We start from the raw sequence: 15,163 nt of genomic DNA on the forward strand, positions 1-15,163 counted from the left end.
ATAGGGAAGGAAAATCTGCACCTAACTGTCTGATATTCAGTAATATATATTCAAGATTCTCCCTGGTAGTCATTCGGGCATATCAGAAAACACATGATTGGCCCTGATGGTACCTATTATTGGCTCTGGTAGTCATCAAAAAAAGGTAATTTGCCCTGGTAGTCATTGAGCGCTTAAATGAGGTAAACAAACGATGTACTTCCGTTTACCAACTGAAGCGGCTGCGTCGGGTTACAGATATGGCTGCATCGGGTTAAGGATTCGACTGCATCGGGTTACACAGACGGCTGGACTCACTGATTGAGCCACTTGACTTAACTGATTGAACTACTTGAGTAAGCTGATTGAGCCACTTGAGTAAGCTGATTGAACCGTATCAGTACTTTTCTGCATGAACTTGCGTACAAAAGAACAGTTAATGAAGAGGACTTTTCATCAATGAAACTCAAAGCTTGTTTAACAAATTGAGAGTGCGTCATAAGTCACATCCAATACGCCCTGGGCTAGGAGCTTTTGGGCCTTCAGCCCGTCCTCGGCTGCAATTATCTAGACTTACGACACACTCTCCTTTTTTTGTCTACATTTTTCACACTTCGAAAACAAGCTAGACGTAAGAAAAATATCATTCCCCCATAGGCGTTAGAAAAAGCCAGAACGTCAAACGGAATCTTCTTCTTTTTACCTTTTAAAGCCTCTTTTTTACTTTTTTACTTTTTTACCTTTTTACAGCCCCTCTTATCACGAACCAGGCATGAACTGCAAGGGTGGGAAGAAGGCCGTAATGGGTGCGCATCACCTGAAAACGCTCCTTCAGGGAGGCTTTGTGGTTCTGCGTGGTCATGCCGCCATCCAGAAAATGGGTGAGGACGGCATGGACGTTGCGCAACGGCAACTTGCGGCGAGATGACTCCCGCATGATGCGGATGCACCAGTCTACATCTGCCGAATAACGGTAGTGCAGATCGTAATGAATCTCACGGGCTATGTCTGTGCGGGCATAGAATGACTGGTGACACACCAGCATGCCCCAGATGAACGAACGCCACGTGAGCTTCTTGGGTGGGGCCAGACGGCGATGGCGCAGGAAATGGCCCATCTCGTCCACGATATCGGTATCGCCGTAAAGTACGCCGGGCAGTACTTCGCCTTCGCCTACACAGCCTTCTACATATTCCAGCGTATCGGCTGTAGGAAAGGTGTCGCCGGCATTCATGAACACCAGGTAATCGCCCGTAGCACGGTCGATGCTCTTGTTCATGGCATCATAAAGTCCCTTGTCGGGCTCTGATATGACCACGATTTCGTGCGAGCTCTCGCCTACTGCATTGCGATGCTGATATGCCTTCACCAGCTGGAGGGTACGGTCGCGGGAACCGCCATCCATGATGATGTGCTCGATGTTGCAGTAGGTCTGGCGCTGCACGCTGTCGAGGGTACGCTGCAACTCCTTCTCGGCATTGTACGTACAGGTTACGACGGTGAACTTAATCATAACTTATAGTTTTTGTAGGCCATCGCCTCGTTATAAACTTCAATATATTTCAATGCTACGGCATGCTGCGAATAGTTCTGTGCTACCTTCTGCAGACATGCCTGCTTCAGCGCCGCCCTGTCGGCCTCTTCGAGTACCCAGTGGATACCGCTCGCCAGGTCTTCGGTATCACGGTAGTTGGCCACGTAGCCGTTCTGCTGATGGTCTATCATCTCCGGTATACCTCCTACCCTGAAACCGATGCTCGGCACGCCGCACGCCATCGACTCCATGATGGTGTTAGGGAGGTTATCTTCGAGCGATGGCAGCACAAAGGCATCGGCAGAATTGTAGATTGCCACAATCTGCTTCTCATCGCTGACATAGCCGAGCGAATAGGACGGCAGAGTGAGGTTCACTTCCTCGGAATGGCCGCCCAGGATGGCGATGGCGGTATTCTCCTTCATCTCGGGATAGCGCGCTACCAGCCGGTCGATGGCTTCGATGAAATAACGCATGCCCTTGCGCTCGTCGGTTACGCGCTGGGATACGAAGAGGATGATATGCTTGTCGGCTGGCAGACCGGCACGCAGACGCGCCTCTGCCTGATCCTGCGGACAGAACACGTGGGTATCTATCGGATTCGGGATGTTGGTGATGCGCTGGCCTACGAAGAGACCGCTGCCCTTAGCCTGCCGTTCGAGCCAACGGCTACAGGTGACGAAGGAGATGGCGCCGCGATGGTAGAGTTCCTTCTTGCGGCGGAATATCTTTGCTGAGAGGTCGTTCTTGCTGCCTTTATGGGGGAGAAGCGGACAGTTGCCGCAGGCGGAGGCATAGCGGTTGCAGCCACGGGCATAATGGCAGATGCCGGTAGCTGGCCAGAGATCGTGCATGGTCCATACCACCGGTTTGCCGCTGCGGATAATCTTGCGGATGTTCTTGAGTGAGAGCATGCCCTGGTTGATCCAGGAGAGATGGATGACATCTGCCTCCTGAAACTCGCGGAGCCTGGTGATATCGGTGCCCGATGTTGCCATGTCTACCTCCCAGAGGCGCTGACGGGAGAAATGGAGATGCCAGAATACGCACCAGCGCTCCCACAGGAAGTTCCACTGCAACCTGAGCGAACGGGGCAGACTGACCACGGTGATGTCTTCAGTCTCCTTGTCGCGTACCAACATCTTTGCCTTAACGCCATTGTTGTTAAGGGCATCCATCAGGCGGTTGGCTGCTACTGCCGCTCCGCCTGTCTTTTCACTTGTATTTACTATGAGTACTCTCATCTGCGTATATTTTTGATACCGCAAAAAGCTGCGTATATTGATTGATACTGCAAAGATAGCACAAATCGGAGACAAAACAAAATAAAAAGGCATGTTTTTTTCGAGGAAATCGGAAAAGAGGAAACGGAAGGGGGAGAAAGGGGCATAAAAAAAACATGCCACAACTCTCAACGAGCTGTGGCATGTAATATGTTTAACTTAAAAAATCTAATCAAAATAGTCTCACGACTTTCTCAATTATCGGTTAAACAATCTACCTTAAAACCTAATAACTAAAAACCTAAATCTATTACTACTAACCTAAACAATCTATTAACCTTTTGACGCTGCAAAATTACTACTATTTCGGCTATCCACCAAATATTCAGCCAAGAAAGTGTGACGTTTTTGCATTTTTTTGATATATATCAAGCAAAAATGAACAAAAGAAACGGAAATTAACAACTTTCTGACACTTTTTCTACATTTTGCAGAATATAAAGCTTTTGCCCTTACAGGGCGTGCTGATTGCGTTCTATCCTTTCTGGATAAGAACGGTGGCATAGGCAGAGATACCCTCCATTCTGCCCGTGAATCCGAGTTTCTCGGTGGTTGTTGCCTTGATGGATATCTGGTCTTCGTCTACCCCCATTACCTCTGCCAGACAGGCTTTCATGGCAGGCACATGCGGATTGAGTTTAGGGCGTTCGGCACAGACTGTAGCATCGATATTGCCCAGTGTATAGCCCTTGGTAGCTATCAGTTCCATCGTTTTGCGGAGCAGTATCTTAGAATCCACATTCAGAGTTTCTGCTGCCGTATCCGGGAAATGATATCCGATATCACGCATGTTGGCGGCGCCCAGCAGGGCATCGCAAATGGCATGTATCAGCACATCGGCATCGCTGTGGCCCAGCAATCCCAGTTCATAATCTATCTTGATTCCTCCCAGCCACAAGTCGCGGTCAGCCACCAGCTTGTGGACATCATATCCAAATCCTACACGTATATTCATAACTTTAAATTAATTGAATGTTAAATGTTTAGTGTTGAATGTTGAATGTTGAATTAGGCTAGCGCCCTTGAGTCCGTTAGGCAAAAATTCAACATTCAACACTCAACACTCAACATTATCTCTTAAAGAGGTCCTTCAGTCCATCCATATCAAACGACAGGGTGAAGCGGAGGGTCTGGTCGAGCGGGTTGCTCTTGGCGGTAGCCACCACATAAGCAGCATCGAGCGAGAAGACATTCATCTTGAAACCGGCACCCACGGTGAAGTACTTGCGGTTACCCTTGCTCTGACTCTCGTGATGATAACCGGCACGGAGCGCAAACTTATCATTGTATACATACTCGGCACCCAGACCGTAGTTGATTTCCTCCAGCTCTTCCTTGAAACCGCCAGGGGCATCGCTGAAACTCTTGAAGATACCGCTGATGCCCGAAATATCATCATACTCACGATGCACACGGTCTTCATATTCTGAATTGTCCTCACCCTCTTCCTGCTTCGGAACGGTAGGCACCAGATACTTGCTGGCATCGGCTGCCAGGGTGATGCGGTTGTACTCGTCGATAGGAATCATCAGCGAGGCGCCCAGACGCATGTTGGCTGGCAGGAACTCGCCATACTCCTTGCCGCTGAAGGTAATCTTACTACCGATGTTAGAAATATTCAATCCCAAACCCAACTGGCATTCGCGCTGGCCGATGACCACATAGTTCTGGTAATAGGCAGCGATATCGGCTGCGAAAGCGGAGGCTGGCGAATTATCTTCGGTATAATCGAAGCGCATATCGGAATAGATCCAGCGGATGGCGGCAGCAAGAGAGAACTTCTCGCTGAGCATCAGAGAATAAGCTACATCGACCGACATTTCGTAAGGATTGATGGTCATACCCTTGCCACTCTCGGCACCTTCCTGACTGGTAAACACTTCGCCCATATTGAAATAGCGGAGCGATGCTGATACGGCGCTATAATCTCCAATGCGGTAATAGCCAGAGAGATAGGCAAGATTCATATCATTGACCAGCGAACGCAGCCAAGGGGTGAAACTGAGCGAAACACCGGCACGCGAAATGGTGAAAGGATATTTTGCCGGGTTCCAGTACTGAGAGTTGACATCAGGGTCGGTAGCCGCACCGATGTCTCCCAAACCGCCACCACGGGCATCAGGAGCTATGGTTTGCGAAATAACTGCATAGTTCACAGGATTGAAGAGATCTTTCTTATCCTGCGCCTTCACTTCTGATGCCATCAGAGCGAGACATCCCAAGATGAATATCTTATAGATTCTTTTCATTGCCATTGTAAATATATTTTTTATTTAATAATGATGAGTTTCTTGACTTTAGAGGTGTAGCTGCTGCCATCGCTTGCCACCTTGACGCGATAGAGATATACGCCGGTGCCCAGAGGGGTGCCGCTATCGGAGGTGAGGTCCCAGCTTACGGTATAGCTGCCCGAGGTAGGTACACCGCTTTCGGAATGGCGCCAGTGCTGTCTGCCCGATGAATCGAACACTTCTACCACTACGTCCATATCGCTCTCTGTGCGGTCGTGACTGATGATGAAGGTGGTGGAGGTCTTAGCCGGATTGGCGGTTACGCCCACATCGAAGAGCGCCGGACTCAGTGCCTTCACCACATTAAAGCGGAGCTTCACCGTAGAACTGTTGTTCTGGATATCCCAGGCTCGGAAGGTGAGTTCGTGCTTGCCCGGTTCCAGTTGCGGTATGCTGTAATAGGTAGAACCGCTGGTATAGGTTCCGAAATCGTAGGTGAAATTGCTGTTCAGCACATAGGTCTTCGACATATCGCCATCTATCACCAGCTGCAGGTCGTGGCCGATACCGCTTCCGGCAGCATTGATTCCGTCCTTATCGGTTATCTTTGCCACAAAGAACGGGGTGGTGTTGACTTTGCCGCCATCTACGAAGGAAGGCGAATTGAGATAGCAATAGATGGAAGGACCGATGGAATCGTTCTTCTGCTCCTCGCTCTCGCCTACCGTAAACTGCTCGCTGGAGCCGTGGGCAGAGAGGGTCTTGGCGGTATTCACCGCATAGAGGTTGACCAGACCGCTCTGGTTGGAATAATTGATATCCAGCGGAACGGCAAAGGAGAAGGCAAACTTGCCGCCTCTTACGCTATCGGTGCCCTGATACAGGGTCTTGGTTCTGTCTTTGTATTCGAAAGCCGTCTCAGCGCCATCCTTGCCGGTATCGTTCAGGCGACAGGTAACCGTTTCCTTGGAATCTCTTACGGTCGCGGTAATGACGCCCCGGAAGTCGTCAGCTCCCTCGATATGACCTGCCATGCGGGCGATAGAGCCTGCCTTCAGCATCGGCAGGGTTGCGGCTCCGGCAACAGGGATGCCGTTGATGGAATCTACTACTATCTGACGCTTAGGCAGATTGAGCGCAAGCGCCGGGTCGCCCAAGAGGGAATAGTTGAGATGGTTCACCGTGACATCGGAGCCGGAAGTCGGGCCGTTGCCGCTCACCAGATCGTTCTGAGCCAGACGGTGTGCTTCGCCCATCGTGACAGGCTTGCCGTCTACCAGACTGAGCACTCTGTAGATGAAGGCGCGGTTGATATACTTGTTATACAGGGAGGAAACGGTACGGGTGGTGCCATAGAAGGCTACTGCGCCGCCTTTATCGTTAAGCAGCGCATATTCTCCGATGTTGGCATCGAGCCCGTCGAACGGCATGATATCGCAGGAGGCGGTTACCCAGAGCGGCAGGTTGGTATTGCGGAAATCGGCAAAATCGTTGAGTTTCAGAACCGATTCGTGCGATATCTGGGTAGGATCGCCATGTCCGGCATAATCCATGATGAGGGCTCCCGCAGCCTGCTGCTGTTTGATGATTCTCGTTGCCTCGGGATAGGTATTGCCCGAAGAGGAGGTTTCGCGGGTATAGGCATCCCACATCACCTTCTTGACGAGATAGGCGGGATAGGTGGTGAGCACATCATTTGCCACCTCATCGGCATCCTTCATGTGGAGGTTGCCGTTTCCGTCATCGCCCATAAACATCAGGGTGTTCTGCCAGGCGCCTACATTGGCATTCTGAGCATAACTGATGGTCTTGTCTACCAGCACCTTGGCTTCTTCTGCATAGGTTACCGGGAAGCGGCCTACGGCTACATCCTGCAGTTCACGGCTAGGATACAGTCCGGCTCCCTCGCCGAGCATACCGAACCAACTGTCGCTGACGAAGCAGTTTACGGCGCTGAAGGAGTTTTCACTCTCAAAGCACAGCAGATAATTGTCTGGATTCAGGATTCTGCAACCGGAGGTAAGCATGCGGTTATCCCATACGCAGTCGCCGAAGAGCAGGAGATATTTCGGCATGTCAGCCTCGCTCTGCGCCTTATCAGAAAGCATGCGCAGGTAGCGGCGGTAGGCGTTGGCATCGGGGGTACCGCTAGAAAATTCGTTATAGAGTTCATCGGCAGGCACGATGGTAACGCGCAGTCCGTCGTGCTGTTCATGAAATTCTTTCAGCCGCTGTGCCTGTTTCAGCAGTTTCTGTGAGGTCGGGATGATGATGACCATATCGGCTGCTCCATCGGCATGATGATCCTGGTTGGTGATGCCGTAGACATACTGGGCAGCCGGAATCTTTCCACCGGCGGCAAGGTTGGCAGCGGTAAAGGCACAGCTTCCAGGCTCTGCCCACGTTACGGAGATATAATCGAGGCGGATGGAAGCGCCCGACATGACCTTGATGGAGATGGTATCCTTATCCTGGAAATCGGAAATGGGATAAGTGGCAACCTTCTCTGTAGCCTTGAGGTAAGCTATATCCTCCGTTGGATTGTCATCTTTGAGAGAAAGGGTGATTTCGCCCAAAACCTTGCCATTCTTCAGTATCTGAGCCACGCTGTTTGTGGTGGTAGTCAGGGCTACGGAGAGTTTGCCTGCCGCAGAACCGGTGGTATTCGTGATTACCACTTTCTTTTCATCGCCCACCTTCAGCTCTTCTGCATCGAAGAGGTTTCTGCCGCCATGATAATAGCTGTAACCATCTGACTCGTAGAGGGAATGGTAATCGTATGACTGCGGATAATGGGAAGAGACAAAGGTGGCTGAATCCTGCACCAGAGGCTCTCCATCGGTCTGGGTAATAAAATAGTAGCCGTAATCGGAATAAGGATTACGGATGCGCTGGAGGGCGGTTTCGGACTTCCAGGAAACCGGACCCTCGGCATAGAAATAATGCTTGCCGCCAACGATGCACTGGGGAACTTCCTGCAAATCGTCGGTAGCCTGCAGTTCGCTCGCCAGAAGGGCTTCGTTCTGCAGATTGCCACCATAGCCGTAAATCTTCACCTTGCTGATATCGGAGAAGCCTGCCTGGCGCACTACCTGATCGGTAAGCTGATGGAAACCGGTTTCGCTGACTCTGATCTTCGCCCATCTGCCTGAGGCTAGGACGGAATGGGAGGCATAGAGGGAAGAGGCTGAGCGCAAAGCATCAGAAGAAGTGAAGGCTGATACTTTGCCCTTAGCCAACAGAGAACCTCGACTGGAACGCTCGGAGCGCTTCAGAGGACGGGCATCTACCTGAAGCATGAAGCTGACCAGCAGCTGATGGCGGTTATTGCGGAATACGACAGGACTGAAATCTATCTGGAGTACGCCCTGCTTACGGCATTCGGTAACCCGCTGCTGTGGAAATACCTGCTCAGGAGGAACTGCACCCGACAGGCGGTTGTAATTGGCGATGTCGGAGGCAGTCATGTCGATATACTCGCCATATTTCAGGCAGACGGTATATACAGAATCACGATATGCACCGGTCAAAGGAATGGAATACACGAAACGGGGCAACACGGAATCTACTCTGACTTCTGAAGAGGTCAGATTGAAGAATCGCTGTGCCTGAGCAGGAGCCACCAGCATGAGCAGGCATGCCAGCAGCATGTATTTCCAAACCTTTGTTGTGTTCATATCGATATATTACTTGCAATATTATTTACTTACAGTGAAAATCGAGCACCTTCCTGTCTTCGAGATAGCCTACGAGATGGTCGTCGATATTGACAGGACCGCAGCCTGTAGGACATCCGGTATAGAGCAGGTCGCCCGTCTTGAGCGTGAAGTACTGGCTGATATAGGAGATGATTTCATCTACCTTGTAGAGCATATCGCTCGTGCAGCCTTCCTGTACGGTCTTGTCATTGAGGTCGAGGCGGAAGTGCAGTGCCTGGATATCACGGAACTTCTGGATGTCGACCCATTCGCCGATAACGGCAGAACCGTCGAATCCCTTGGCGAGTTCCCAAGGCTGGCCAGCCTCGCGCAGTTTCTTCTGCATCTCGCGTGCCGTAAAGTCGATACCTACGGTTACTGCATCGTAATAGCGGTGGGCGAAACGCTGCGGAATGGTCTTTCCCAACTTGGATATTCTGACCACTACTTCGGTTTCATACTCTATTCTTCCCAGATGATCAGGGATGAAGAAAGGCTTGCCGTTATTGAGCAAAGCAGAATCTGCCTTGGTAAAGATGACAGGACGCTCTGGTTTAGATAACGTACCATGCAGCGATTTATTGTGTTCGGTATAGTTCATACCGATGGCAAATATCTTCATAACATCAAATTTTTATATAAAAAAGAAATGGGAGTTAGAAGCAAAGCGAGGCTTAACTTCATAACTCCCGGGTATTCTAATTTAACTATAAGTCAAATTAACGCTTGCTTTTGAGTAATGATTACTCAGCAGCAAGAGTAAAGCGCTGGTAAGCAACGATCTTGAGATCCTTGCTCTGAGAAGCGAGGTACTGAGCAACAGTCTGCTTGTCACCGTCACCGAACTGGAACTCCTGGTCTACGAGGCAGTTCTCCTTGAAGAACTTAGCCAGACGACCATTAGCAATGTTCTGGATCATAGTAGGGTTCAAAGTAGCAGCCTTCTCCTCACCAACAGTCTTCTTGATGTTGCGAGCCTCTTCAGCCTGCTCAGGTGTCAACCAACCCTTCTTAGTGTTGCTCTCGATGTGCTCCTCAGAGTCAACGTGAGCTGGGTTGATGCCAGCCTTCTTCAAAGCTGCGTTAACAGCCTTCTCTACGAGCTCTTCCTTAGTCTTGGCAACAGCAACCTCGAGCTCAGTCTTCTTAGTCTCCTCAGAAACTGAAGACTCGTCGAGAGCTACAGGGCGCATAGCAGCAACCTGCATAGCTACCTTGTGACCAGCCTCCTCGTTGTTCTCGTTGAGCTGAACCATAGTACACAAAGTGTGCTTGTTCATGTGGTCGTAAACCTCAATGTTGTCACCCTCGAGAACACAGTAGCCGTCGAGCTCCATCTTCTCACCAGTGATACCAGAGCGCTGTGTAACAGCAGCCTGAGCATCAGCATCGCCAACCTTCAAAGTCTTCACCTCGTCGAGAGTGTGAGCCTTGGCAGCGATAGCAGCGTCGAGGATGTCAGATGTCAACTTGATGAAGTCAGCACCGTTAGCTACGAAGTCAGTCTCGCACTTGAGAGCGATGATAGCAGCGAAATCGTTAACCTTCTTAACGAGAACGCAACCGTTAGAAGTCTCACGGTCAGAACGCTTAGCAGCGATAGCGAGACCACGCTCACGGAGCAACTCCTTTGCCTTATCGAAATCACCTTCAGCCTCTGTGAGTGCCTTCTTAACGTCAGCAAGACCAGCACCAGTCATAGCGCGAAGTTTCTTGATATCTTCAATTGAAACAGCCATAATAATATTTTTATATTAAAAGTTAATAATAATCTTTGCTTAAAAGCTACTAAAGCCATCGAATCATAAACAGAATCAATGGCTTCAGTATATATTTCTTTGCCTAATTACTCAGCCTCGTCCTTGCGGGCAGCCTTCTTCTTAGGCTGGTCCTTCTGCTCAGCAGCAGCCTTGTCGTCAGCCTTCTCAGCCTTGCGCTCCTCGAGAGCCTCAGCGATAGCACCGCAAACTGCAGTAAGGATAGCATCTACAGAATCCTTAGCATCGTCGTTAGCTGGGATAACGTAATCAACATTCTTAGGATCAGAGTTGGTATCTACGATACCGAACACTGGAATACCAAGACGGTTAGCCTCCTTAACAGCGATGTGCTCCTTCATTACGTCAACAACGAAGAGGGCTACTGGGAGACGGGCCATATCTGCGATAGAACCGAGGTTCTTCTCCAACTTAGCACGCTGGCGGCTTACCTGAAGCAACTCGCGCTTAGAGAGGTTAGAGAATGTACCATCGTTCAACAGACGATCGATGTTTGTCATTTTCTTAACTGCCTTACGGATTGTAGGGAAGTTGGTGAGCATACCACCAGCCCAACGCTCGTTTACGTATGGCATATTGATAGAAGCTGCCTTCTCAGCAACTACGTCCTTAGCTTGTTTTTTAGTAGCGACAAACAGGATCTTTCTACCTGTCTTGGCAATTGTCTTGAGAGCCTCAGCAGCCTCGTCGATCTTAGCGACAGTCTTGTTGAGGTCGATAATATGAATACCGTTACGCTCCATGAAGATGTAAGGAGCCATTGCTGGATTCCACTTGCGACGGAGGTGTCCGAAGTGGCAACCTGCCTGAAGTAACTGGTCAAAATTTGTTCTTGACATTGTTTTTTCTTTTTTAATTGTGTTTACTTTCTTTTTGAATCTAATGTTAGATCAGTCGATGAGTAGTCCCCGATTAATGGAATCTCACCGATTTAGATACTAAACTTTTTAGCTCAGCTATATATAATCTGTATATATATAATAAAATATGTATAAGATTAACGCTTGCTGAACTGGAAGCGACGACGAGCCTTTGGCTGACCTGGCTTCTTACGCTCAACAGCACGTGAGTCACGTGTCATGAAGCCTGCATCCTTCAAAGCCTTCTTATCGTTAGCGTCGATCTTAACGAGTGCGCGAGCGATAGCGAGGCGGAGAGCCTGGCTCTGACCGGTGAAACCACCACCGTCGAGGTTTGCCTTAATATCATACTTACCCTCAGCTTCGAGCAACTGCAATGGCTGCTTTACTACATAGCGAAGGATTGCTGATGGGAAATATGTCTCAATATCTTTCTTGTTGATTGTGATCTTACCGGTACCCTCTGTGAGGTATACACGAGCTACAGCGCTCTTACGGCGACCAATTGCATTAATTACTTCCATTCTACCTTAATTATTTATACTGGTTAATATCAATAGCCTTTGGCTGCTGTGCCTCGTGCTTGTGCTCTGTGCCATCGTAAATGAAGAGGTTGTCCATCAAAGAACGACCGAGAGGGCCCTTTGGCAACATACCCTTGATAGCGTGACGGAGGATCTTGTCCATTCCATCAGGACGCTTGCGCAACTCTGCTGGAGTGTTGAAGCGCTGACCACCTGGATAACCAGTGTAACGAGTGTAAACCTTATCTGTTTCCTTCTTACCAGTGAAAACTACCTTAGCGGCATTGATAATGATTACGTTGTCACCACAATCTACGTGTGGAGTGAAAGTTGGCTTGTACTTTCCGCGGAGCAATTTAGCAACCTTAGAGCAGAGGCGACCTACAACCTGGTCGGTAGCGTCGATTACGACCCACTCTTTCTTAGCTGTTTCCTTGTTTACGGAAATAGTCTTGTAACTTAATGTGTCCATTTTAAAATTTAAATTTACTACTAAAAAACGTTTTTAATCTTTTTTACTCACTATTCAGACAGGTGATTCACTAACCACATACCCCGGCCACAGGGCATGCTATTAACACACCATATCTTGGGGACTCTAAGCGTATCCCCGAAATAATCGGACTGCAAAATTACACATTTTTATTTGATTATGTGTAGGTTACGAGTTTTAACCCCAAACTTTTATGAATATTTAACTTAGTTTGCACTTTTCTGCTCAGGATAAGCAAAAAAAGAGTGCATTGTTAACGGCAATGCACTCTTTTTATTATCACAATTCCTTATCCAGGAAATATTATCTGATGAACAACAGTTCACGATACTTTGGCAAAGTCCAAAGTTCATCGGCTACGAGAAGCTCGAGCTTGTCTATCTGATAACGGATTTCCTCCATCTTTGGAGCTACCGTGTCGTGATATGCTACTGCCTTCTCGCGCTCGCTCTCTATCTTGTTGGCTACCTTGCGGGCATCTACCAATGCCTCTACACCACGTTCTATTGCCTCGGTGCGCTCGGCTATCTCACGGATAATCTTCACGTTGCGGGCTGTCAGTTTCTTGCCTTCCTCGCCACCGAAGATGTGGATCATGCCCTCTACGTTCTTCGCCAGACGGCTCTGATAGTGGGTAGCCACAGGGATGATATGGTTCATGCTCAGGTCGCCCATCACACGAGCCTCAATCTGAATCTTCTTGGTATAGGTCTCCCACTTCACCTCGTTGCGCGCCTTCAACTCGCTCTCGCTCATCACGTTGGTCTTGGCAAACATCTCGATGCTCTCCTTGTCCAGATAACGGTCGAAGACTACCGGGCAGGATGCCTCGCAGTCCAAGCCTCGCTTCTGAGCCTCTTCCTTCCACTCATCTGAATAGCCGTTGCCATCGAAGCGGATAGGCTTGCAGGTCTTGATATCCTCGCGTACAATATCTATAATAGCCGATGTCTGGTCCTCGCCCTTTGCTATCAAGGCATCTACACGAGCCTTGAAATTTTCGAGAGCCTCAGCTACGGCAGCATTCAGTACGATGAGAGATGACGCACAGTTGGCCTCTGAACCTACGGCACGGAACTCGAAACGGTTTCCGGTGAAGGCGAATGGAGAGGTACGGTTGCGGTCGGTGTTATCGATCATCAGCTCCGGAATCTCAGGGATATCCAGCTCCATACCCTTCTTGCCAGCCAGGGCGAAGAGTTCTTCCTTGTCTGCCTTCTCGATATGGTCGAGCAGGTCGGTGAGCTGCTTTCCGAGGAATGAAGAGATGATGGCTGGTGGTGCCTCGTTGGCTCCCAGACGGTGGGCATTGGTTGCACTCATGATGGATGCCTTCAGCAGTCCGTTGTGCTTATAGACACCCATCAGGGTCTCTACGATGAAGACTACGAAGCGGAGGTTGTCCTCCGGTGTCTTGCCTGCTGCATGGAGCAGTACGCCGGTATCGGTGCAGAGACTCCAGTTGTTGTGCTTGCCGGAACCGTTGACGCCAGCGAATGGCTTCTCGTGAAGGAGCACACGGAAACCATGCTTGTGAGCCACACGCTTCATCAGACTCATCAGGAGCATATTATGGTCTACGGCAAGATTGCACTCCTCATAGATAGGTGCTAGCTCAAACTGGTTTGGTGCCACCTCGTTATGACGGGTCTTGCAAGGGATGCCGAGTTCGAGTGCCTGCACTTCCAAATCCTTCATGAAAGCCTGCACACGCTCAGGGATGGTTCCGAAATAATGATCGTCCATCTGCTGGTTCTTCGCAGAGTCGTGTCCCATCAGGGTACGGCCTGTGAGCATCAGGTCAGGGCGAGCCGAATAGAGACTCTCATCTACCAGGAAGTACTCCTGCTCCCATCCGAGATTGGTCTGCACCTTCTTTACCTGTGGGTAGAAGTAGTGGCACACCTCGGTAGCCGCCTCGCTCAGGGTATGGAGCGAGCGGAGCAATGGAGCCTTGTAGTCCAAAGCCTCACCGGTATAAGATATAAAGATGGTAGGGATACAGAGGGTATCGTCGATGATGAACACAGGCGATGTAGGATCCCATGCAGAATAGCCACGAGCCTCGAAGGTGTTGCGGATACCGCCGTTAGGGAATGAGCTGGCATCAGGTTCCTGCTGGACAAGCAATTTGCCAGAGAATTCCTCAATCATACCACCCTTTCCGTCATGCTCCACGAAGGCATCATGCTTCTCGGCAGTACCTTCTGTCAATGGCTGGAACCAGTGAGTATAATGTGTTACCCCGTTTTCCTCAGCCCAGAGCTTCATGCCGGCAGCCACGGCATCAGCGATGGAACGGTCCAGACGAGTACCGTTGTCTATCACATCGATGAGTTTCTCATACACATCAGATGGCAGATACTTGTACATCTTCTGGCGGTTGAATACATACTTGGCGAAGTACTCCGAAGGGCGCACCTTGGGAGCCTCTACCTCTACAGGTCTTTTCTTAAAGGCCTCGGCTACAACCTCAAATCTCAAATTAGCCATTCTTTCTTTTATTATTAATTATAAGTTTGCGGGTGCAAAGTTACGAAAAAATGAGCAAATTGCTAGCGTTTGAGCGTATTTTTTATGCAAAATTCAAACTTTTCTTATACATAAAGTGCCTTTTTCCTACATGGCGACGTAATCTTTCCTACGTCCTGACACAAAAACTCCTGCGTCGCCATGTAATTTCAAGGGCATTAGAAGAGAAAAAATCCCTTGCAACCACTAGAGTCGCAAGGGATTCACATTATCCACTTATCTATTTGTACCTTAAGGGTTTATTGAAGATT

The 15,163-nt window shown here is 49.4% G+C and carries 11 protein-coding genes; all 11 read right to left on the reverse strand.

Going from position 1 to position 15,163, the window contains the following annotated elements:
• Positions 1–715: 715 nt before the first annotated feature.
• Positions 716–1,492 (reverse strand): glycosyltransferase family 2 protein, encoded by a 777-nt coding sequence (locus DWV53_RS02315; protein ID WP_118151407.1) that lies wholly within the window; start codon positions 1,490–1,492, stop codon positions 716–718.
• Complete coding sequence (locus DWV53_RS02320; RefSeq protein ID WP_118151409.1) at positions 1,489–2,757, reverse strand: glycosyltransferase family 4 protein; 1,269 nt, start codon at positions 2,755–2,757, stop codon at positions 1,489–1,491. Before DWV53_RS02320 ends, DWV53_RS02315 begins: the two co-directional genes overlap by 4 nt.
• A 514-nt stretch (positions 2,758–3,271) precedes the next feature.
• Positions 3,272–3,751, reverse strand: coding sequence for a 2-C-methyl-D-erythritol 2,4-cyclodiphosphate synthase (ispF, locus tag DWV53_RS02325; protein ID WP_118151411.1), 480 nt, complete (start codon positions 3,749–3,751; stop codon positions 3,272–3,274).
• A 115-nt stretch (positions 3,752–3,866) separates the two neighbouring features.
• Positions 3,867–5,045: a type IX secretion system outer membrane channel protein PorV gene (gene porV, locus DWV53_RS02330; protein ID WP_147468724.1), complete on the reverse strand. Its 1,179-nt coding sequence runs from the start codon at positions 5,043–5,045 to the stop codon at positions 3,867–3,869.
• Positions 5,046–5,065: 20 nt separating this feature from the next.
• Positions 5,066–8,704, reverse strand: coding sequence for a type IX secretion system sortase PorU (gene porU, locus DWV53_RS02335; RefSeq protein ID WP_118151415.1), 3,639 nt, complete (start codon positions 8,702–8,704; stop codon positions 5,066–5,068).
• Between the two features lie 25 nt (positions 8,705–8,729).
• Entirely contained in the window at positions 8,730–9,347 is a 618-nt protein-coding gene (locus DWV53_RS02340) for a fumarylacetoacetate hydrolase family protein (protein WP_022120436.1), read from the reverse strand.
• 121 nt (positions 9,348–9,468) lie between these two features.
• The gene (gene tsf / locus DWV53_RS02345) at positions 9,469–10,464 is read right to left on the reverse strand and encodes a translation elongation factor Ts (RefSeq protein ID WP_006848004.1); all 996 of its coding nucleotides are present in this window, start codon (positions 10,462–10,464) and stop codon (positions 9,469–9,471) included.
• A 107-nt stretch (positions 10,465–10,571) separates the two neighbouring features.
• A complete protein-coding gene (gene rpsB / locus DWV53_RS02350) occupies positions 10,572–11,342 on the reverse strand; it encodes a 30S ribosomal protein S2 (protein WP_022120437.1) in 771 nt (256 codons plus the stop codon).
• A gap of 158 nt (positions 11,343–11,500) precedes the next feature.
• Complete coding sequence (gene rpsI / locus DWV53_RS02355; RefSeq protein WP_006848006.1) at positions 11,501–11,887, reverse strand: 30S ribosomal protein S9; 387 nt, start codon at positions 11,885–11,887, stop codon at positions 11,501–11,503.
• Positions 11,888–11,897: 10 nt separating this feature from the next.
• Entirely contained in the window at positions 11,898–12,359 is a 462-nt protein-coding gene (rplM, locus tag DWV53_RS02360) for a 50S ribosomal protein L13 (RefSeq protein ID WP_006848007.1), read from the reverse strand.
• 324 nt (positions 12,360–12,683) lie between these two features.
• Positions 12,684–14,873, reverse strand: coding sequence for a glutamine synthetase III family protein (locus DWV53_RS02365; RefSeq protein ID WP_118151416.1), 2,190 nt, complete (start codon positions 14,871–14,873; stop codon positions 12,684–12,686).
• Between the last annotated feature and the right edge of the window lie 290 nt (positions 14,874–15,163).

It is taken from the genome of Segatella copri, assembly GCF_003465495.1.
GTDB lineage: Bacteria > Bacteroidota > Bacteroidia > Bacteroidales > Bacteroidaceae > Prevotella > Prevotella copri_G.

Excerpts from the sequence above, each read along its gene's own strand:
- DWV53_RS02315 (WP_118151407.1), bottom strand. The coding sequence starts at position 1,492 with ATGATTAAGTTCACCGTCGTAACCTGTACGTACAATGCCGAGAAGGAG.
- DWV53_RS02320 (WP_118151409.1), bottom strand. The coding sequence starts at position 2,757 with ATGAGAGTACTCATAGTAAATACAAGTGAAAAGACAGGCGGAGCGGCA.
- ispF (WP_118151411.1), bottom strand. The coding sequence starts at position 3,751 with ATGAATATACGTGTAGGATTTGGATATGATGTCCACAAGCTGGTGGCT.
- porV (WP_147468724.1), bottom strand. The coding sequence starts at position 5,045 with ATGAAAAGAATCTATAAGATATTCATCTTGGGATGTCTCGCTCTGATG.
- porU (WP_118151415.1), bottom strand. The coding sequence starts at position 8,704 with ATGAACACAACAAAGGTTTGGAAATACATGCTGCTGGCATGCCTGCTC.
- DWV53_RS02340 (WP_022120436.1), bottom strand. The coding sequence starts at position 9,347 with ATGAAGATATTTGCCATCGGTATGAACTATACCGAACACAATAAATCG.
- tsf (WP_006848004.1), bottom strand. The coding sequence starts at position 10,464 with ATGGCTGTTTCAATTGAAGATATCAAGAAACTTCGCGCTATGACTGGT.
- rpsB (WP_022120437.1), bottom strand. The coding sequence starts at position 11,342 with ATGTCAAGAACAAATTTTGACCAGTTACTTCAGGCAGGTTGCCACTTC.
- rpsI (WP_006848006.1), bottom strand. The coding sequence starts at position 11,887 with ATGGAAGTAATTAATGCAATTGGTCGCCGTAAGAGCGCTGTAGCTCGT.
- rplM (WP_006848007.1), bottom strand. The coding sequence starts at position 12,359 with ATGGACACATTAAGTTACAAGACTATTTCCGTAAACAAGGAAACAGCT.
- DWV53_RS02365 (WP_118151416.1), bottom strand. The coding sequence starts at position 14,873 with ATGGCTAATTTGAGATTTGAGGTTGTAGCCGAGGCCTTTAAGAAAAGA.